This window comes from Zunongwangia mangrovi, assembly GCF_900112105.1.
In the GTDB taxonomy this organism is placed as follows: domain Bacteria; phylum Bacteroidota; class Bacteroidia; order Flavobacteriales; family Flavobacteriaceae; genus Zunongwangia; species Zunongwangia mangrovi.
In genome coordinates this window covers 92,250-111,868 of the sequence record NZ_FOKV01000006.1, presented here as the reverse complement: position 1 = coordinate 111,868, position 19,619 = coordinate 92,250, and the positions used below count along the sequence as shown (strand labels likewise).

Here is a 19,619-nt window from a genome sequence, read left to right as displayed (position 1 = left end):
AAAGGAATTCAACCTAACAACAATTTAAGAGATCATATATGAAATTTGTTTCAATAAAAAGGAGCTTGTTTTTATGTCTGTTTTTAGTAAGTGGCTTTGCTTTTGCGCAAGATCCAATAGACAGTGAAACGGTAACGGTGGTAAAGCCCTATTCGCCATCGGTTAGAGAGGCCTCTAAAATAAAAGCAGTGCCGGGAAAAGCAGATTCTGTAAGCACTACAAAAAAGGCGGTTAAATATAATATTTTCTCGGTTCCGGTAGCTTCAACTTTTACTCCGGTAAAAGGTAGGGCAACAAGAGTAGAGCGTGTAAGGCCACCAAAAGCTTACGATAATTATGCAAGTTTAGGATTAGGAAATTACACAAATGTTTTGGCCGAATTTTATAGCAATATCGAAGTAAACCGCGATCAGAATTTTGGAGTGTATTTGCTACATAATTCTTCCCAGGGAGGTATAGACGGAGTATTGCTAGACAATAAATTCTATGATACTTCATTGAATCTTAACTACGGAAGTAAAGACCGTGATTATTCATGGAATACCGAGCTTGGTGTGCAACATCAGTTATATAACTGGTATGGAGTTTCTGAAAATGTACCAATGACAGATGCTGAAATACTTTCTATAGATTCTCAGCAAAACTACTATTCGGTTTTTGGAGGAGGAAATATCGAACTTTACGATTCGTTCTTTAAAACTGCAGATCTTGAAATTAGACAAACTGGTGATGCATTTGGAACTTCAGAGCAAAAAGTAGACCTAAACAGTACCTTAGAGTTTAATATCGCAGACGAGCTAATCACTACAGATGTTCAGGCGAATTTTGTAAATGGTTCTATGGATAGAATGTATGCTGAAAATGTAGAAAATAAATACACATTTTTAAATGTTGGTGTAAATCCTAGTTTATTGATTCTAAGAAATAACTTAACGCTTAATATCGGCGCTGCATTTTTCTATGGTTTAGATACAGAAAATAGCGAAAGCAATTTCTATCTATATCCAAAAGTTACCGCAAGCTATAAATTAGCGGGTGATTATTTTACTCCTTATGCTGGTTTAGAGGGCGGACTGCAACAAAATTCATATTACGGTTTTGTGCAACAAAATCCTTATGTTTCGCCAACTGCTATGGTAGCGCCAACAGACAATTTGTATAATTTTTATTTAGGAGCAAAAGGGAAATTAACCAACACAGTTTCTTATAACTTTAGAGGAGGTTATAATGCTGAAGATATGAAACCACTTTTCCTTAGAAACGCGTACCAACCAACAATTATGGAAGGTTACGCCTACGGAAACTCTTTTGGAGTGGTTTACGATAATTTAAAAACATTGTCTTTTTTCGCGAATCTTAGTGTAGACGTAAGTGATAACTTTAGATTAGGAATTACAGGAGAATATTTTGATTATGATACTGATGTGCAGCAGGAAGCATGGAATTTACCAAACTTTAATGCTGAGCTTACCGCAGATTATCAAATCACCGAAAAATGGTATGCCGGTGCTAACCTGTTTTTAGTGGGAGAAAGAGAAGCAATGGCCATCATGGATTATCGCCCTTCAGATGGTGGTATCGAGCTAGAACCAACAACTTTAGATAGCTATTTTGATGCTAATGCACATGTTGGATACCGCTTTAACGATCAGCTTTCTGCATTTGTAAAAGGAAGTAACCTTTTAAATAATGATTATCAGCAATGGAGTGACTTCCAGGTGCAGGGAATTCAGGTTTTAGGAGGAGTAACTTATAAATTCGATTATAATTAATAAGTTTTATATCATTAACAAAAGGCGATCTGGCAAACAGGTCGCCTTTTTTGTTTTGCTCCCTCATTGAGGGTTTAATTCTCCCAAGGCTCGCTTCGAAATTAAAAACGATTTACCTATTCATAACTCGAGGGCTTGCTCCCAGGTATTTTACTTTATTAATCCATAAAAATCCTATCTATTTTTTATATTCAATTTAAAAACTTCTTAGTTTTGCCGAACTAATTTGATAACAATAACAAAACATTGGATCATTAAAATTAATAAGTTTAGTATGTTAATTTGTATCCAAAATCGTCAATAACGTAACAGGTTTTAATGGCTAAAAAATTTAAACGTATTAACCGGGATCGTCCTTATTTAAACATCCTGGATTTTCTTGTAAAAGAAAGAACCTTCCTGGGAATCATTATGGTTGGGATTATCGTTGCCGGTATTTCTACAGGTTATGGAAGAGCAGCAATGTGGGTTGGTTTCTTTTTTGCCGCTTACGCAACCGTAGCCAATGATAGTATCCAGTCTTTAGGTACTTTTATTGAAAGTAATAAAGCTAAAAAGTGGTGGATCTTATGGCTTTTTGTTGGTTCTATTTTCCTGGTGACCGTCGCGTGGAGTTTCTTTCATTACGATGGAGATGTAACCTATCAACGGCTTTTAAATCCAGATGGGACATCAGATTATCCGCATCCAGAGAAATTTAGCTTTTTCCAGATCATTGCACCACTGGTATTATTGATTCTTACCAGAATGCGAATGCCGGTTTCTACAACATTCCTTATTCTTAGTGTTTTTAGTGCAGATACCTCTGGAATAACCTCGGTAATTGGTAAAAGTTTATCGGGTTATGTGATGGCTTTTGTATTGTCGTTCGCGGTGTGGTATTTATCTTATAATGCGATTCGAAAATTCTTTAAAAGTAGAAAAGCACATACCGGTTGGATGGCTGTGCAATGGATCGTAAGTGGATCGCTTTGGGCAGTTTGGGTAATGCAGGACGGCGCAAATATCGCAGTATTCTTACCACGACATCAAAGCTTATTTCAGTTTATCATTTTTGCGACAACCATCTTTTTAGGCTTAGGATTATTATTCTATTTACGTGGTGATCGTATCCAGGAAGTAGTAAGTGAAAAATCCAGAATTTCAGATATACGCGCAGCAACTTTAGTAGATCTAACCTATGTGTTATTATTGATCTATAAGTTGTTTATTAGCACCGTACCAATGAGTACTACATGGGTTTTCCTTGGGGTAATTGGAGGTCGTGAGATCGCTATAAGTCTTGCCCGTAAGAAAAAAGGTAAAAAACATCGAAAGAAAGCTTTTAAATTAATCGCCAGAGATTTTGCTTATGCATTCTTAGGATTAATTATTTCTGTAGCCTTAGCTGCTGCTGCAAACAAGAGTATCCGTGATGCTATCTTTGCAAGTTTTATCGGGTAGTTTTTATAGAATTTCTTCAGAAAATATATAATTTCAATCAAATGCACCTTAGCTAAGGTGCATTTTTTATTTTTACAACTTATCTTAAAAAGTGAACTATGCGTAAGATTTTTACAATGCTATTTGTATCGGTTATTTTATTTTCCTGTGATTCTAAACAGAAAGTGGATCTAATTGTAACCAATGCAAAGATTTATACCGTAGATGAAGGTTTCTCTATGGCTGAAGCTTTTGCCGTAAAAGACGGTAAATTTGAAGCTATTGGAACAACTTCAGAAATTACTTCAGCTTATGAAGCTAAGGAAACTGTGGATGCCGAGGGTAAAGCAGTTTATCCCGGTTTTATCGATGCTCATGCCCATTTTTATCGCTTAGGGCTTCAGCAGCAAATGGTAAACCTGGTAGGAACAAAAAGCTACGAAGATATAGTGGCGAGAATCGTTGAATTTCAGCAAAAAAATAATAAATCTTACATCACTGGTGGTGGTTGGGATCAAAATGATTGGGAAGATAAAGAGTTTCCTACCAAAGATACCTTAGATCGATTATTCCCGGATACACCAATTGCTTTAAGCCGAATAGACGGTCATGCACTGCTTGTAAATCAGGCGGCTTTAGATAAAGCAGGAATTACTACAGAAACTCCCTTTGAAGGTGGTGATATCGAGCAGAAAAACGGAGAATTAACCGGTATTCTAGTGGATAATCCAATGCAGTTAATTTTTGATTCGCAGCCAAAACCAACCGAAGATGAAATGACAGAAGCTTTAATGACTGCCCAAAAAATGTGTTTTGAGTACGGTTTAACTACAGTGGTAGACGCGGGGATCGATCGTAAAGTGATCGAACTTATGGATAGTTTACAACAGCATAATGATTTTAAAATGAGAATCTATGCGATGATTAGTAATACTGAAGAAAACCTGAATTTTTACCTGGACAAAGATCCTTATAAAACAGATCGTTTAAATGTGCGTTCGGTGAAGTTTTATGGCGATGGTGCTTTGGGGTCTCGTGGTGCGGCTTTAAAAGAAGAATATAGCGATCGCCACGGTCATTTTGGAGCTTTGCTTTCTCCGGTAGAAACTTTCAAGGAGGTAGCGGCTAAAGTGGCAAAATCGAAGTATCAATTAAATACTCATGCTATTGGAGATTCGGCGAATTACGTCGTGCTTAAAACTTATGATTCTTTACTGAAAAATGAAGCCGATAGAAGATGGCGAGTAGAGCACGCACAAATTGTAGATGAAGGAGATTTTAAATATTTCAGCAAAAATATTATTCCCTCTGTACAGCCAACTCACGCAACTAGCGATATGTATTGGGCTGAAGATCGTTTGGGAGAAGAACGTTTACAAGAAGGCGCTTATGCGTACAAGAAATTATTAGATCAGGCAGGATTGGTTGCTTTGGGAACCGATTTTCCGGTAGAGCAGGTGAGTACTTTTTTCACCTTTTATGCGGCTGTAGCAAGAAAAGATACTGAAGATTATCCTGAAGGAGGTTTTATGAAAGAAGAAGCTTTATCTCGAGAAGAAACTTTAAAAGGAATGACCATTTGGGCAGCTTATGCCAACTTTGAAGAGAGCGAAAAAGGAAGTATTGAGAAAGGCAAATTTGCAGATTTTATCATGTTAGATAATGATATTATGGAAGTAGAAGAAAGCGAAATTCCGAATCTAAAAGTTTTGGCTACTTACCTGAATGGAGAAAAAGTGTTTTAAGAAACAGAAAAGATTATCTTTGCTAAAATTAAAAATTAAAAAATGGATAACGGAATATACGCTAAGTTTCACACCACAAAAGGTGAGATTTTAGTAGCATTAGAATATGAAAAGGCTCCGGGAACAGTGGGGAATTTTGTAGGTCTTGCTGAAGGGAATTTAGAAAACGAAGCAAAACCACAGGGAACACCTTATTATGACGGATTAAAATTTCACCGTGTAATCCCAGATTTTATGGTACAGGGTGGTGATCCTCAGGGAACCGGTGTTGGTGGTCCTGGATATAAGTTTGATGATGAAATTCATCCAGAGCTAAAGCACGATGCGCCGGGTAAATTATCTATGGCAAACGCAGGTCCTGGAACTAACGGAAGTCAGTTTTTTATTACGCACGTAGAAACTCCATGGTTAGACGGAAAGCATACTGTTTTTGGAAGTGTTGTTAAAGGTCAGGATATCGTAGATAGCATCGCACAGGGCGATAAGATCGAGAAGTTAGAAATTATTCGCGAAGGCGAAGCAGCTAAAAATTGGAATGCGGTTGAAACTTTTCGTCAGTTTAATGGTGCTAAAGCCGAGCGTGAAGCTGCTGCAAGAAAACAACAGGAAGAATTGCTAGGAGAATTAGCTCAGGGATTTGAGAAAACAGAAAGCGGTTTACGTTATAAGATCGAGCAGGAGGGAGACGGTAAGCAGGCAGAAAAAGGAAAAACAGTTTCTGTACATTACAAAGGACGTTTAGCTGATGGTACTGTTTTCGATTCTTCTTATAAAAGAAATCAGCCATTAGAATTTCCAGTAGGAGTAGGGCATGTAATTGCTGGTTGGGACGAAGGTATTCTAAAACTGAAAGTTGGAGACCAGGCAAGATTTGTAATTCCTTCTCATCTTGGATACGGTGAGCGTGGTGCTGGTGGAGTAATTCCTCCAAATGCAACATTGATCTTTGATGTAGAATTGATGGACGTAAAATAGTCTGAAAAATTAAGCATAAAAAAAGCTGCTCGACCGAGCAGCTTTTTTTTATCTCAAATTCTTATTGGCGCCGCCAAAGGGTATAATACCCCGAGGTTGCCTAGAAATTAAAAAATTGTTTCCAACCAATGCCTCGTGGGCTTGCCCTGAGGTAGTTTATTACCAAATTAGTCCACATTTGGTTGTGGTGTTAATCTTAAATAAGGCTTAACTTCGTTATATCCCTTTGGGAAAAGATCTTTAGCATCTTCGTTAGAAACAGCTGGACTAATAACAACTTCTTCGCCATGTTTCCAGTTTGCCGGAGTAGCTACTTTATGATAAGCCGTTAATTGTAAAGAATCGATAACACGAAGAATTTCTTCAAAATTTCTACCCGTACTTGGTGGATAGGTTAGCGTTAACTTTACTTTTTTGTCTGGACTAATAATAAATACAGATCTTACGGTTGCTTTATTATCTTCATTTGGATGAATCATTCCGTATAAAGAAGAAACATTTTTATCTTCATCAGCAATAATTGGATAATTAAGCTTTACTTCCTGAGTTTCCTCGATATCTTTTACCCAGCCTTTGTGAGATTCAAGATCGTCGATACTTAAAGCAATCACTTTAGTGTTACGCTTATCAAATTCTGGTTTGTAATTAGCAACAGTTCCTAACTCTGTAGTACAAACCGGAGTATAATCTGATGGGTGAGAGAATAAAACTCCCCAGCTTTCACCAAGATAGTCGTAAAAGTTAATTTTTCCTTCGGTAGTTTCAGCATCAAAATTTGGTGCTGTATCTCCTAATCTTATATTGCTCATAACTGATCTTTTTTTAATTTGAAGCCAAAATTAAAGAAAATCGAATTAATTAACCTAGTAAATCGATAGGATAATTATGTTTTATGAAAAATTTAACCTGAAGTCTGTTTTTTCACAGAAAAATAGCAGCCGATTTTATACTATTTCAGCATTAATTTTTATTCCATGATTGGGGTTTCGCCTCCTTTGAAAATATCTGATAAAAACTTAATATGCTCATTTTAACAGATGATCTATGCGGTTTTCCACTTAATATTACATCCAATACTTGGTTTTTGATCTTCAGAAACCTTTTCTCCTGCAAGAATAGCGTTCATAGCATCTCTTAGATCTTTCCCGGTAACCGGTTTTTCATTGCCCGGGCGAGAGTCATCTAATTGCCCGCGATAAGCCAGCTCTAAATTTTCATCAAAAAGAAAGAAATCTGGTGTGCAGGCAGCATCGTAAGCTTTTGCTACGCTTTGATCTTCGTCATACAAATAAGGGAAGGTATAAGCTTCAGATTTTGCGGTTTCTTTCATTAATTCTGGACTATCATCAGGATAATTTTCTACATCGTTACTTGAAATTGCAACGATCCCGAAACCTTTTGCCTGGTATTCTTCACCTAATCTAGCGATCTCTGGATTTACATGTTTTACAAAAGGGCAGTGGTTGCAAATGAACATGATTAATATTCCTTTTGGTCCTTTTAGAGCTTCAAGATCAAAGGTTTTATCGGTAACTGTATCGTATAATTCAAACTCTGGTGCTTTAGTTCCTAAAGCCAACATATTTGACGGTGTACGTGCCATAATTTTTTACTATAAATTTACAAATTTGTACTCTAGAATATCTAAATTTCCGTAGAAATACAAATGCTATGGAAATAAGTTGGAAAGACTTTGAAAAAGTTGAAATGCGGGTAGGAACCATCATCGAGGTGAACGAGTTCCCTGAAGCCAGAAAGCCTGCTTACAAGCTGAAAATTGATTTTGGAAAACATATTGGTTTCAAAAAAACATCAGCGCAAATCACCAAAAATTATAAACCAAAAGACTTGTTAGGAAAACAGGTAATTGCGGTTGTTAATTTCCCAGATAAACAGATCGCTAATTTTATGAGTGAATGCCTGGTGATGGGAGCAGTTGGCGACCACAATGATATTACGCTTATCGAACCCGGTTTACATATAGAGAATGGTTTAAGAATTGGATAGTTTTCTACGGAAAATGAGCTAAAATAAAGGAGTAGATCATATAAAACTGTCGGAGGGACGGATTAAGATCTGTTAAGTAATGGGTGAATGATCTACTCTAGAAATTGCAAATTACTTTTCTGGATAAATTGAGCACAGCATTCTTAAGGATTATCTCTTTCTATCTCATTAAATTTCTAGATGCAGATGATCATCATGTCTAACTGCTCTACATCCATGAAATCTCATTTTTTCGCTATTTATATTTAGACGATGCTTTAGATGAGGTTCTAAGAATATTTTTTGAATTTCATTATTCTTTAAAATCGAACTTATTAGGTCTTTAGTAGCGTTTGCTGAAAACTCTAAATCTAAATTTTTTCCAAGCGTAAGGTATTTGGGGTAATCATATTGCCAAGCTCCATTATTTTTGCATATGGTAGTTTGGTTCATTTCATTTTTTAGCGGATTTTCAAAAACACCATATCCACTATTTGAAGGTTTCTCATTGGTTAATACCCCTTCTTTAGTTTTATACATTAATGAAATATCTACTTTTTTTCCATCGTTATGACTTAAATGTGGTAACAATGGGAATCCATCTTTGAATGGGAAATTTGCATCTAGAATAGTTAATTTTAGACCTGGATGTTTTCTAGAAATTGAATTGCCGATATTCTCTATAATGCCATTTAACTCTGGACGAACGTAATTTCTATTCGCTATTTTATAGAAAACCGAATGTAATTCGACATTCTGAGATTCTTTTATTTTTTCTCTACCGAAGTGTGGAGCAATAGTTGGAATTATTAGAAATGTTGAAAGAGCGTAAAGAATAAGAAACACAAATAGTTGAAGTATTCTTTTATTTCTTCTTATTAGTGTAATTGATGCTAAATAGATAATTCCCCCAACCTGTGTTAGGATTGTAAGAAAGATAAATATTATTAAATGGAAGATAATCTTCATTGTTTTGGTAAGCAGATATTAATTATAACCAGCTTATTTTTCTCATTATAATAATTTAGAATATACTTATCTGGAATAGTCCAAAATTCATTAAGTATTGTAGAGTAATCAAAGATATAAACTTTCAATTTTTGTTTGATATCTCAGTTCACGATAAGTGTTTTCTTCTATATACAAGCCTTGCGAATAAGACTAGAATTATTAAGTTTCCAATTAACGAAATATGACTGCTGATCTCAACATATTTATTGATTAAGGCAGAGGTTATCCTAACTGTCAAGCATAGAAAACCAACGAAGTACAATAGCTTTAGAATTAGAGGCTCACTTTTTAAAAACTTACTACTGGCATTCATTATGAAGATTATTTTGAAAAATATAGAGCTTTAAAATATTGTATTTTCCTGCCTGGCAATGCCAAATTCCATATTTCAGAATTAGTAATAATCTTTTTATCCACAAGCCTTTTGCCATCAACGTAAGTGCGGTATATCAAACTATACGATACTATTAGAATACTAAAAATGACAGAATTTATGAACTCCTGTCGAACCAGATAAATTAATAGCGCTAAGGGAGCGATAATTGCGAAATAGTAAAAATATATATTCTTCATATAGTTTTGAAACAGTTACTAATATAATCAATAATAGTTTTGTTTATAGAGCTTAAGATACGCTTTTCTGCAATAACGATTAAAATTTCACCAGTTTCATAAATTATCGCTCCCACTGGTGAGCGTGTTTTTTTATCAATTAATTCATCAATGGATTTTAAGCCTGGATTTTGTCCTAGAACTGTAAAATTTGTAATTTAAAACAGGAAGATAATTTTTTCATATCTGCTTCTTTCTGCGGCCTAACAACTATCAATCATCGATCATTCTTTTCCTGATCTTCAAGCAGCTTTCTTATGTCTTTTTTATTTCCGTAGATTACCATAATATCACCTTTGTAAAGCTTGGTATCTGCAGAAGCTACACCTTTTATATTCGTGATCTTTTTAGCGCAGCCCAGATCGTTTTTACCTTCGGTGACCTTCATGGTTGTTAAAATGATCAGGTCATAATCTTCCCTAAAGCGTATTTCTTGTAATGTTCGATCGTGGTATTCATCGGGCACCTGAACTTCAACAATGCTGTAATCTTCATTAAGCTCAAAACTATCTACCACGCCACGCATATTCAGTTTTTTTGCCCAACGCTCGGCAGTTTCTTCTTCAGGATGAATAATTTCATCTACGCCCATTGCTTCCAGAACCATTTCCTGTAAGCCCTGTTGCGCACGGCTAATTAAGCGCTTTACATTCAGTTTTTTCATTAATGCCGTTGTCATTACATTGGCTCCCTGATTTTCACCAATGGCTACGACGACAACATCTGTATCTCTTAGGGGTAGATTAGATACTGCGGCAGATTCTGTCGCATCAAGATTAATGGCATGCGTAATTTTATCTTTAATGGCTTCGATACGGTCCATGCGAAGATCTACTCCAATAACCTCGTTGTTTAGGGCGGTTAGCTTTTGTGCTAACGAAGAACCAAAGTTTCCTAATCCAATAATGATATATTTCATAATGCTATTAGTTTATTAAAACTTCCTCTGTAGGGAATTTGTAATTCAAATGTTTTACATCTGCTAAAAAGGCGGCCATAACGGTAAGCATACTTACTCTTCCCGCAAACATGGTAATAATTATTACGATCTTAGATGCGCTGGAAAAATCTGGAGTAATTCCCAAACTTAATCCAACGGTACTGTAAGCCGAAATACATTCGAAAGCGACATCCAGTAAGTGCATATTAGGATCAAAATAAGAGATCATTAAAATTGATAAACCTACAAAAAGCATCGATAAACTCATGATAGAAAAAGCTCTACGCAACGAATTATTTGCGATTTCACGATTGTAAACTTCTACACGGTCCTTCCCTTTAGCTAAGCTTAAAAAATTGAGTGTAGCAATTGCAATGGTACTAGTTTTAATACCGCCACCTGTAGATCCTGGAGAAGCACCAACCCACATCAAAAACATAATGACCATAATGGTCGAAAAGTTAAGAGCGCTCATGTCGACCGAATTAAAACCTGCGGTTCTTGGTGTAGATGATCCAAAAAAGGAGGTAGCTAGTTTTCCGAAGAAATTGTAATCCTGTAACGTATTATTCCATTCAAAGAACATAAAGAAAAGCATTCCCCCAAAGAGTAAAACTGCCGTGGTTACCAAAACAATTCTAGAATTCAGGTTTAAAACCCAAGGCATATTTACCGGTTGGTCGGGACGTTTAAAAATTAGTAAATTCTTTTTAATGAAGTATCTACAATATTTGTAAATGTTCAGTACAATAGGAAATCCTAAACCACCAAGTATAAATAATACTGAAAGAATGATATGAAGCGGGAAATTAAAGCGATATTCTGGCTGATACATGCTGTATTCTAAAGTAGAAAATCCTGCATTACAAAATCCTGAGATCGTATGGAAAATCGAAAAGAAAATTTGATCCCCTACGGTTTCAAATAATTTTGGATCTAAGCTTAGATAAATTAAAAGAGCGCCTATGAACTCAAATACAAAAGTGATGAACAAGATTTTTTTTAATGCTGAAAAAACTTCACCTAGAGTTTCAGAATCAGTGACATTTTTCATCATTAATTGATTTTCGTAGGAAGTGCTTCCGCGGAAAAAATAACTGAAATAACTGGCAAAGGTCATAATCCCAAGTCCACCAAGTTGAATCAAAACCAATAGGATCGTTTGCCCAAAAAGCGTAAAATAGCTACCGGTGTCTACTACGATAAGACCGGTTACACACACAGCACTTGTTGAAGTAAATAGGGCATCTAAAAATGATATTCCGTCATGAGTCGCTTTTGGAAGCATAAGGCACAGCGTTCCTAAAAGAATAAGGATTAGAAAACTTATGATAAACAGCTGAGCAGGATTTAGAATTTCGCGATTTATTTTCAATTCGAATCTCGAAAATTCTCGTATAAAGTAAATGATGATGGCCAGGTAGATCCAGCCCATTTTATTAAAGAACTCGAAAATAGCGAAACTTTCCCTAATCGTATCGATCTGTGCAACAGCTAAAAGTATAAAAAGAGAAAATATGATCGTATCAAAGACTCGTACTTTTTTTGGAAAACGCTCATTGGCAATAAAATATCGTAAAGCGATAGAAGGAATACCAATGAGAAGTGTAATAAAATAAAAAGTTCTAATTTCAATTTCGACAAATTTTTCGTGAGAAAAACCTAAATCGAAAATAATTGCAATTACTGCAAAAAAACTTAGCCAAAAAGAGAATCTTCTTAGGTACTTTAAAATCGTATATTTACTCATACACTACTGAAGTTGTAGTAAAATTCAGTTCCGTTGGGTGTAGATCGAAGTTACGCTACACGCTAAAATATAGCGCAAGATAAAGAGAAAAGCATAGACTAGGAGAAAGATTATTTTAAATAAAACCCAAAATTTACACGATAATCGGGTCTCAAATCAAATTGGTCATTTTGTTTTAAGCTCTTTTAAACTAATGAAAATAGAAATTAGAACATCAGAGATTTAAAAATTGACCGAATAAAAAAGGCAGCTGTTTTAAAAAAACAACTGCCTTTTTTATCGAATATCAGTTAGCTATAAAGTAGGTTTTCTAGAACATAATTACATGTGATCGCCAAAGAAAATAGCATTCATTAAAAGCTTATTGGTGCCGTACCAAAATGCTCTAAAATTTGTATTATCTGTAAAATAGATCACGTTTCCTCTACCAAAACCGCCGGTTTTAAAAGGCACTGTATTTTTAATATCCTCGCTTTTTTCTTCGCTTATATAGCCACTAAGCAAAGGATCGTTGGTATACTGGATGGGATTGTTATAACTCTGCTCGTCTGCTTCAACAAAAATGCTTGTATTTCTAAAAAGCGCCAGCTTATCATTTTTATATCCAAAATTAATAGGATGAGAACGATCTAACTCGGCTTCAAAAATAGCACCGTTAATTCCCTGTGCTCCGTAGAAATCTCTTCGCTGTTCAAAACTAATGTTTTTAGCGTCGATTCGGTTATTGATTGTTTTGATATCCAACAGGTCATTAGCACTCAGGTAGCGCGAAGCATTTCTATAGGCGATCAAAGTTCCGCCATTTCTTATCCAGGTTTTAAGTTTTTCGGTATCATTTTTATCCAGTGCAGATCCCCAGCTATTCACCATAATAATATCGGTATAGTGGCTAAGATCGGCACGGCCAAAATTGCGTGTATTCAATTTTGTAACTTTAATATCGTAGCGCTGGTCGAATAAATGCCAAATTTCTCCGGCATCATAAGGAGTAATACCTTCGCCAACTAAAAGAGCGATTTCTTGTTTTTCTAACGGAAGAAAAAAGCGGCTACCAAGATTAATTCCTGAAGTTAAACCAGTGCCCACGGCATCAATCTCGATATTAGCAGTTTCAGAAACATTTTTTATAAAATCAAAAAGTTCATCTTTATCTAGTTTTTGATTCTGAACCGGGATCATGATACTTCCGTAGTCATATTCTTTAATTTTAGTGCCAAATTTTTTCATGGCAACGCTGGCTCTTAAACCTTTGTCCAAGATCATATTCAGTGCTTTTGGTGCATTGTAATCATGCCATTCCATCACGTAAGCGTAGGAGCTTTTTTCTACGGAAGGAACCGCAGGTTTTTCCAGTTTATCAATCGCATCTCCTGCATTACTTAAAGAGGCATTGCTGGTATAATCTACATTGAAAGCAAGCGGAAACGTCCATGCTGAAATATCATAAAATAAGCTGTCTTCAAACGTGGTTCTTTTCTCTAACATAGCTTCGACCAGGCGATGTTGTCTTTGATTCTTCGGAATAATATATGCTGAACCGGGCTTATAGGTTTTGCCATTTTCGCTGAATTCCTTGTCTACCGGATGAATTTCAATTTGATGCCTTTTCATAATTTCAGCTAAATGATAAGCAGAAGTGGCATCTTTTTCACTTCCAAAAGCCCAGGCACCTTTAGCGGCAGAGTTTCGAGCGTTTTTATAAAAATCACGCTGATAATTCAACAATTTTACCCTCATGTTCTTTGCGGCTTCTAAAGTAGAAAGTGCTGCGGTGAATTGATTTCTAATAGTGAAAGGAAAAGTTAATAATCCATTATCGGTTTCCTGTGCATGCCCGCGAGAACTGGCCTGCTCGAACAAGATTCCAATACTTCCGTTAATATCGGGGAAGGTAGAACCTTTTCCGTAGTAAAAGTCATCGTAGCTTTCTTCAGTAAAATAAAAGCTACCTAATTTATCGAAAGCTGCTGCGTGGTATTTTCCGATCTCCTGAGTTAATTCCTGGTTAAGGTCTGGCGTTAAAGGATGCGTTCTCGACGGAATCCCAGGTTGAAAGAAAAACGACGAATTAGAACCCATTTCATGGTGATCTGTAAGAATATTAGGATACCATTTATGGAAGGTTTTAATTCTCGCTCTGGATTCTGGTAATTGTGCCGGTAGCCAGTCACGGTTTAAGTCAAACCAGTAGTGATTGGTTCTTCCGCCTGGCCAAACTTCATCGTATTCGCGATCTTGTGGATCTGCGTTGATATTCGCGCTACGATTGGTGTTTGCCCAATAGGCGAAACGTTGCAATCCATCTGGATTAAAAGAAGGATCAAAAAGAATAATGGTATTGTCTAATAATTCTTCGATTTCATCACCTTCAGCTGCAGCTAAATAGTAGGCGGCAAGTAGCGCGGCATTGGTTCCGCTGGGTTCGTTCCCATGAATCGAGAATCCCTGGTTTACCACAATTGGCATGTTCTCAGTATTTATATTTGCAGAGCCTTCTTCAACTAAAGCTTTATGATCTTGCTGAATTTGGTCGATATTCTGAATATTTTCTTCAGAAGAAATGGTAAGCAGTAAAAGCGGTCTTCCTTCGTAAGTAGTACCACGATTTTCTATGCTGATGCGGGGGGAAACTTCAGCAAGTTTATTCATATAATTTACTAATCTATCGTGGCTAATGTGATATTGCCCTGGCACAAATCCAATAACATCCTGTGGTTTTGGAATATCGGCATTGTAGGTAATGTTTTTTGGTAAATAGTAATCCAAGCTTAAGGTATCGAAATCCTGAGCCTGAAAACTAATGCTTGAAATAAGAAAAAAGAGAATAAAAATTTTCTTCATAGTTTAAAATTTTGAGGTATAAAATAAAAAAACCGCCTCTGGTTGAGAGGCGGTTAACAATTTAAGAGTAATTTTTTAGATATCGTCAAAGCTTACATCAGTAAAATTTTCTGGAGCAGTTTTGGTTTCTACTGCACCGGTACCTTCGTAAGAAGGTTTAAAGTCTTTTTGATGACGTTCGCTTATCACTTCTTCACCTTTTTCGTCCAGAATAAAATCTGTCATTTCCTGTAGGATTTCTGTAAAACCAGCAAAATCTTCTTTGTAAAGGTAAATTTTGTGTTTTTTGTAATAGAAAGATCCGTCGTCGTTGGTGAATTTTTTACTTTCTGTGATGGTTAGGTAATAGTCGTTGGCACGAGTCGCTCTCACATCAAAGAAATAAGTTCTTCTTCCCGCTCTTAGTACTTTAGAGAATATTTCTTCTTTCTCCATCAATCCCTTGTCGCTCATAAAATATAATTCTTTAAATGGTTTAGTAAAGTTGCCCTCAAAAATCTAAAAAAAATTAACATCTTACAAGAAATTTTCACATTTCTTTCTCATTTAACTGTTTTGCGTACAGTTCTTTATAATATCCGTCTGTTTTGATTAATTCTTCGTGAGTTCCCTGTTGTACGATATTTCCGTCTTCAAGAATAATTATTTTATCTGCATTTTTTGCTGAAGAAATTCTGTGACTCACAATAATAGTCGTTTTATCACGAGATATTTTGAAAAGATTGCTAAGAATTGCTTCTTCGGTTTCAGTATCTACAGCTGAAAGACAATCGTCGAAAAGCAGGATTTGCGGATTTTGGATAATCGCCCTGGCAATAGAAACTCGCTGTTTTTGCCCGCCAGATAAGGTGATTCCTCGTTCACCAAGAACGGTGTCGTAACCTTTGCTAAAACTCTGGATATTTTTGTGTACAGAAGCTGTTTTAGCGGCTTCGATCACATCTTGATCTGTCGCGTTTTCTTTACCGAATTTGATGTTGTTTCTAATCGAATCGCTAAATAAGAAGGCATCTTGCGGCACGTATCCAATATTTCTTCTAAGGCTATCAAGATTCAGGTTTTTTACATTTTTACCATCAACTTCTATAGCACCTTCTTCCACATCATAAAGTCGGCCAATAAGATCGAGAACCGTAGATTTACCAGATCCGGTTTTACCGATAATGGCTAAAGTTTCTCCTTGATTTACTTCAAAAGAGATATTTTTTAAAGCCGTGATATTGGTGTCTTCATAAGTAAAATTTACATTCTTAAATGTGACTTTACCTTTTATCTGGTCTTCAGTTTCTTTATGATTTTTAATTTCTGGATCACTATCTAAAAATTCATTGATACGTTCTTGTGAAGCTTCTGCCTGTTTTACTAAAGAAGTAACCCATCCAATAGAAGCCACAGGCCAGGTAAGCATATTTACATAAAGTAGAAACTCTACAATAACACCAAGGTTATCGATCTGGCCGGTGATATACTGGCGACCACCAACATAAATTACAAGAACATTACTTATCCCGATAAGCAAAACCATAAGCGGAAAGAAAAATGCCTGAACTTTTACAAGATCAATATTTTTATCCCTGCTCGAATTCGAAAGTTCTGTAAAGTTGTTATCGGTTTGTTGTTCTAAACCATAAGATTTTATAACAGCAATTCCGCTGAAACTTTCCTGGGTAAAAGTGTTTAATTTAGATAAGTATTGCTGAACAATTGTGCTTCTCTTCTGTATTGCAACACTCAACTTATAGATCGCAAAACTTAAAATAGGTAGTGGGATTACAGTATACAGTGTAAGCACTGGTGCTGCCTGTATCATAAAGATCAATACCACAACTGTAGAAGTTAATGTAGTAACCGTGTACATAATTGCCGGCCCTAAATACATTCTTACTTTAGTGACATCTTCACTAATACGGTTCATTAGATCACCGGTACGATTCTTTTTGTAAAAGTTAAGCGACAATTCCTGGTAGTGTTTATACACTACATTTTTAAGATCATATTCGATATGACGAGAAACCACAATAAATGTTTGTCGCATAAGAAAAGTGAAAAATGCCGAGATCAAGGTGGTTCCTACCAACAGCAGGATATTCTGAATCAATTCTGCTTTAAAAGCATCATAATTGGTGAGTTCTCCATTCAGGTATTGTTGTATAGCATCTGTAGAATTTCCTACAAGCGGTATAAAGTACAAACCAAATATCCGGGAGATGATCGTTACTACCAATCCCAGAAGCAGTTTCCACTTATATTTTAGAAAGAATTTATTGAGCGTTCTTAAATGTTTCATTCTTAAAAAAGATCTCTAATTTTAAGGATATGATATTTTAACCAAATTTTAATGGTGTAAAATTAAAATATTCTTATTTTTGTGCCGTCATTTTAAGGATAATTAAAAAAATGACATTAATATAAAACCAGCAAATTATGCAAGTTGATGTTTTAAATGCTAAAGAACTTAAAAAAGCTGCACCAGTTTTTGGACAGCTTTCGTTCGATAATCATGAACAGGTTGTTTTTTGTAACGACAAAGATACAGGATTAAAAGCAATAATAGGTATTCATAATACAGTTTTGGGACCAGCTTTAGGTGGTACCAGAATGTGGAATTATACCAGCGAGTGGGAAGCATTAAATGATGTATTGCGTTTATCTCGTGGGATGACGTTTAAAAGTGCGATCACAGGTTTAAACCTTGGTGGAGGTAAAGCAGTGATTATTGGTGATGCTAAAACCCAAAAGACTCCAGAGTTAATGATGAAGTTTGGTGAGTATGTAGATTCTCTTGGAGGAAAATATATTACTGCTGAAGATGTTGGGATGGAAACTGCAGACATGGATTTGGTAAGAGATGTAACTCCTTATGTAACCGGAATTTCTGAAGAAAGAGGAGGATCAGGAAATCCATCGCCAGTTACTGCTTATGGTGTTTTTATGGGAATTAAGGCTGCTGCCAAATATCAGTTTGGTACAGATGAGCTAGAAGGTCGTTCTGTGTTGGTACAGGGAATTGGTCATGTTGGCGAAACCTTAGTAGAATACTTAACTAACGACGGAGCTAAAGTATATATTAGTGATATTAGCGAGGAGCGTTTACAGGAAGTTCGCAATAAATATGGTGCGATTATTTTTGATGAAGCAGATGTTTATAGCGCTCATGTAGATATTTATGCTCCTTGTGCGTTAGGGGCAACGATTAACGATGATACCGTGAACCGTTTAAACTGTAAAGTTGTGGCCGGTGCTGCCAATAATCAATTATACGATGAGGTAAAACATGGGCAAATTTTACGTGAACGTGGGATCGTTTATGCACCAGATTTTCTAATTAATGCCGGTGGAATTATAAATGTGTATGCTGAATTAGAAAAATACAGCAGACAGGATATTATGACGAAGACTGAAAATATCTACAATACTACTTTGCAAATCCTTGAAACTGCGGCAAGAGAGGACATGACAACTCACTTTGCAGCGCTTAAAATTGCCAAGCAAAGAATTGAAGATAGAAAAAAATCAAGTTTGAAGTAGCCAGAATCAAAATATTGGTATTTTTGCAGGGCGAAAGAATAATCTTTCGCCCTTTTTAAATTCTAAAAAAGTTCTTTTACAGTTATGTTGACAAGAAGACATATTCGAGTTAAGGTAATGCAGTCCTTATACGCATTCAACCAAAGTGAAAATGACAATCTTGCGAGCGAGGAGAAATTCCTGCTAAAAAGCATGGAAGAGATGTACGATCTTTTTGTGCTTCAGCTAAGTTTGTTAACCGAAATTAAAGCGCATGCCGAAACTTTTTTAGAACGTTCCCAACAAAAACATCTCGCAACACAGGAAGATAAAGATCCTAACAGGAAGTTTGTTCAGAATTCAGTTTTTGAAATCTTAGAGCAAAACACCCAATTAGAGCAAATTGTCGACGATCGTAAACTTAATCACTGGAAGTTTGACGATGAGTATGTTGCTATTTTATGGAACGAGATCAAAGAAAGCGATGCGTTTGCAGATTATATGGAAACGAGAGATAACTCGTTTAAAGAGGATAAAGATTTTATTCTTGCCATCTTTAAAAAGGTAATTGCGCCAAACGACAAGATTTACGATTATTTTGAAGATAAAAAACTAACCTGGTTAGATGATCTTCCTTTAGTAAATACGGCGGTGGTAAAAATGCTTCAGAAATTGAAGGAAACAGCTTCGCCAGAGGATAAACTTCCTAAGCTTTTTAAATCTATAGATGATAAAGAGTTTGCAGTGAATCTTTTCAGAAAAACATATTTAAAAGATGCGAAGCTTTCTGAAGAAATGCAGGGAAAAACACCAAACTGGGATAAAGACAGGATTGCCGAGATAGATACAGTGCTTATTAAAATGGCGATCTGCGAGTTCTTAGAATTTCCATCGATTCCGGTGAAAGTTACAATTAACGAATATCTGGAGATCAGTAAAGAATACAGTACCCCAAAAAGTAGTATTTTTATAAACGGTATTTTGGATAAGCTTTCAAAAGAATATAAAACCGACGGGAAATTAAATAAAATAGGGCGCGGCCTTATGTAGTCTAGATT

At 35.8% G+C, this 19,619-nt stretch carries 15 protein-coding genes; 7 read left to right on the top strand and 8 right to left on the bottom strand.

Annotated features, from left to right (window positions below):
• Positions 1 to 38: 38 nt before the first annotated feature.
• The 4 genes from BM201_RS13420 (at position 39) to BM201_RS13405 (ending at position 5,914) form a co-directional block, all read left to right on the top strand.
• Positions 39 to 1,772, top strand: coding sequence for a TonB-dependent receptor (locus BM201_RS13420; RefSeq protein ID WP_092543463.1), 1,734 nt, complete (start codon positions 39 to 41; stop codon positions 1,770 to 1,772).
• A 318-nt stretch (positions 1,773 to 2,090) separates the two neighbouring features.
• Positions 2,091 to 3,215: a hypothetical protein gene (locus BM201_RS13415; protein WP_092543461.1), complete on the top strand. Its 1,125-nt coding sequence runs from the start codon at positions 2,091 to 2,093 to the stop codon at positions 3,213 to 3,215.
• A gap of 98 nt (positions 3,216 to 3,313) precedes the next feature.
• Positions 3,314 to 4,939, top strand: coding sequence for an amidohydrolase (locus BM201_RS13410; RefSeq protein WP_092543459.1), 1,626 nt, complete (start codon positions 3,314 to 3,316; stop codon positions 4,937 to 4,939).
• A gap of 42 nt (positions 4,940 to 4,981) precedes the next feature.
• Positions 4,982 to 5,914: a peptidylprolyl isomerase gene (locus BM201_RS13405; RefSeq protein WP_092543457.1), complete on the top strand. Its 933-nt coding sequence runs from the start codon at positions 4,982 to 4,984 to the stop codon at positions 5,912 to 5,914.
• 167 nt (positions 5,915 to 6,081) lie between these two features.
• Here BM201_RS13405 and BM201_RS13400 read toward each other — a convergent pair whose 3' ends face one another.
• Together BM201_RS13400 and BM201_RS13395 are read right to left on the bottom strand one after the other, a co-directional pair.
• Positions 6,082 to 6,723 (bottom strand): peroxiredoxin, encoded by a 642-nt coding sequence (locus tag BM201_RS13400; RefSeq protein WP_084840969.1) that lies wholly within the window; start codon positions 6,721 to 6,723, stop codon positions 6,082 to 6,084.
• Positions 6,724 to 6,956: 233 nt separating this feature from the next.
• On the bottom strand, positions 6,957 to 7,517 hold the full coding sequence (locus BM201_RS13395; protein ID WP_175487042.1) for a thioredoxin family protein: 561 nt from the start codon (positions 7,515 to 7,517) through the stop codon (positions 6,957 to 6,959).
• A 68-nt stretch (positions 7,518 to 7,585) separates the two neighbouring features.
• On the opposite strand from BM201_RS13395, the gene BM201_RS13390 reads away from it, so the two are divergent.
• The gene (locus BM201_RS13390) at positions 7,586 to 7,921 is read left to right on the top strand and encodes a tRNA-binding protein (RefSeq protein ID WP_092543455.1); all 336 of its coding nucleotides are present in this window, start codon (positions 7,586 to 7,588) and stop codon (positions 7,919 to 7,921) included.
• A 168-nt stretch (positions 7,922 to 8,089) separates the two neighbouring features.
• Here the strand turns inward: BM201_RS13390 and BM201_RS13385 are convergent, their stop codons facing one another.
• The 6 genes from BM201_RS13385 to BM201_RS13355 form a co-directional block, all read right to left on the bottom strand.
• A complete protein-coding gene (locus BM201_RS13385; protein WP_092543453.1) occupies positions 8,090 to 8,869 on the bottom strand; it encodes a hypothetical protein in 780 nt (259 codons plus the stop codon).
• Between the two features lie 871 nt (positions 8,870 to 9,740).
• Positions 9,741 to 10,442, bottom strand: coding sequence for a potassium channel family protein (locus tag BM201_RS13375; RefSeq protein WP_092543449.1), 702 nt, complete (start codon positions 10,440 to 10,442; stop codon positions 9,741 to 9,743).
• A 7-nt stretch (positions 10,443 to 10,449) separates the two neighbouring features.
• Positions 10,450 to 12,213 (bottom strand): TrkH family potassium uptake protein, encoded by a 1,764-nt coding sequence (locus BM201_RS13370; RefSeq protein ID WP_092543447.1) that lies wholly within the window; start codon positions 12,211 to 12,213, stop codon positions 10,450 to 10,452.
• A gap of 321 nt (positions 12,214 to 12,534) precedes the next feature.
• On the bottom strand, positions 12,535 to 15,054 hold the full coding sequence (locus BM201_RS13365) for a M14 family zinc carboxypeptidase (RefSeq protein WP_092543445.1): 2,520 nt from the start codon (positions 15,052 to 15,054) through the stop codon (positions 12,535 to 12,537).
• 75 nt (positions 15,055 to 15,129) lie between these two features.
• On the bottom strand, positions 15,130 to 15,507 hold the full coding sequence (locus BM201_RS13360) for a PUR family DNA/RNA-binding protein (protein WP_092543443.1): 378 nt from the start codon (positions 15,505 to 15,507) through the stop codon (positions 15,130 to 15,132).
• Between the two features lie 76 nt (positions 15,508 to 15,583).
• A complete protein-coding gene (locus BM201_RS13355) occupies positions 15,584 to 17,341 on the bottom strand; it encodes an ABC transporter ATP-binding protein (protein WP_092543441.1) in 1,758 nt (585 codons plus the stop codon).
• Between the two features lie 137 nt (positions 17,342 to 17,478).
• Here BM201_RS13355 and BM201_RS13350 point away from each other — a divergent pair, with 137 nt between their 5' ends.
• Together BM201_RS13350 and BM201_RS13345 are read left to right on the top strand one after the other, a co-directional pair.
• Complete coding sequence (locus tag BM201_RS13350; RefSeq protein WP_092543439.1) at positions 17,479 to 18,582, top strand: Glu/Leu/Phe/Val family dehydrogenase; 1,104 nt, start codon at positions 17,479 to 17,481, stop codon at positions 18,580 to 18,582.
• An 84-nt stretch (positions 18,583 to 18,666) separates the two neighbouring features.
• On the top strand, positions 18,667 to 19,611 hold the full coding sequence (locus BM201_RS13345; RefSeq protein ID WP_092543437.1) for a transcription antitermination protein NusB: 945 nt from the start codon (positions 18,667 to 18,669) through the stop codon (positions 19,609 to 19,611).
• Positions 19,612 to 19,619: the final 8 nt, after the last annotated feature.

What these genes read in the sequence shown, in the direction of transcription:
- BM201_RS13405 (WP_092543457.1), top strand. Translation starts at nt 4,982, where the DNA reads ATGGATAACGGAATATACGCTAAGTTTCACACCACAAAAGGTGAGATT.
- BM201_RS13390 (WP_092543455.1), top strand. Translation starts at nt 7,586, where the DNA reads ATGGAAATAAGTTGGAAAGACTTTGAAAAAGTTGAAATGCGGGTAGGA.
- BM201_RS13355 (WP_092543441.1), bottom strand. Translation starts at nt 17,341, where the DNA reads ATGAAACATTTAAGAACGCTCAATAAATTCTTTCTAAAATATAAGTGG.
- BM201_RS13370 (WP_092543447.1), bottom strand. Translation starts at nt 12,213, where the DNA reads ATGAGTAAATATACGATTTTAAAGTACCTAAGAAGATTCTCTTTTTGG.
- BM201_RS13400 (WP_084840969.1), bottom strand. Translation starts at nt 6,723, where the DNA reads ATGAGCAATATAAGATTAGGAGATACAGCACCAAATTTTGATGCTGAA.
- BM201_RS13375 (WP_092543449.1), bottom strand. Translation starts at nt 10,442, where the DNA reads ATGAAATATATCATTATTGGATTAGGAAACTTTGGTTCTTCGTTAGCA.
- BM201_RS13365 (WP_092543445.1), bottom strand. Translation starts at nt 15,054, where the DNA reads ATGAAGAAAATTTTTATTCTCTTTTTTCTTATTTCAAGCATTAGTTTT.
- BM201_RS13395 (WP_175487042.1), bottom strand. Translation starts at nt 7,517, where the DNA reads ATGGCACGTACACCGTCAAATATGTTGGCTTTAGGAACTAAAGCACCA.
- BM201_RS13345 (WP_092543437.1), top strand. Translation starts at nt 18,667, where the DNA reads ATGTTGACAAGAAGACATATTCGAGTTAAGGTAATGCAGTCCTTATAC.
- BM201_RS13385 (WP_092543453.1), bottom strand. Translation starts at nt 8,869, where the DNA reads ATGAAGATTATCTTCCATTTAATAATATTTATCTTTCTTACAATCCTA.
- BM201_RS13415 (WP_092543461.1), top strand. Translation starts at nt 2,091, where the DNA reads ATGGCTAAAAAATTTAAACGTATTAACCGGGATCGTCCTTATTTAAAC.
- BM201_RS13420 (WP_092543463.1), top strand. Translation starts at nt 39, where the DNA reads ATGAAATTTGTTTCAATAAAAAGGAGCTTGTTTTTATGTCTGTTTTTA.
- BM201_RS13360 (WP_092543443.1), bottom strand. Translation starts at nt 15,507, where the DNA reads ATGAGCGACAAGGGATTGATGGAGAAAGAAGAAATATTCTCTAAAGTA.
- BM201_RS13350 (WP_092543439.1), top strand. Translation starts at nt 17,479, where the DNA reads ATGCAAGTTGATGTTTTAAATGCTAAAGAACTTAAAAAAGCTGCACCA.
- BM201_RS13410 (WP_092543459.1), top strand. Translation starts at nt 3,314, where the DNA reads ATGCGTAAGATTTTTACAATGCTATTTGTATCGGTTATTTTATTTTCC.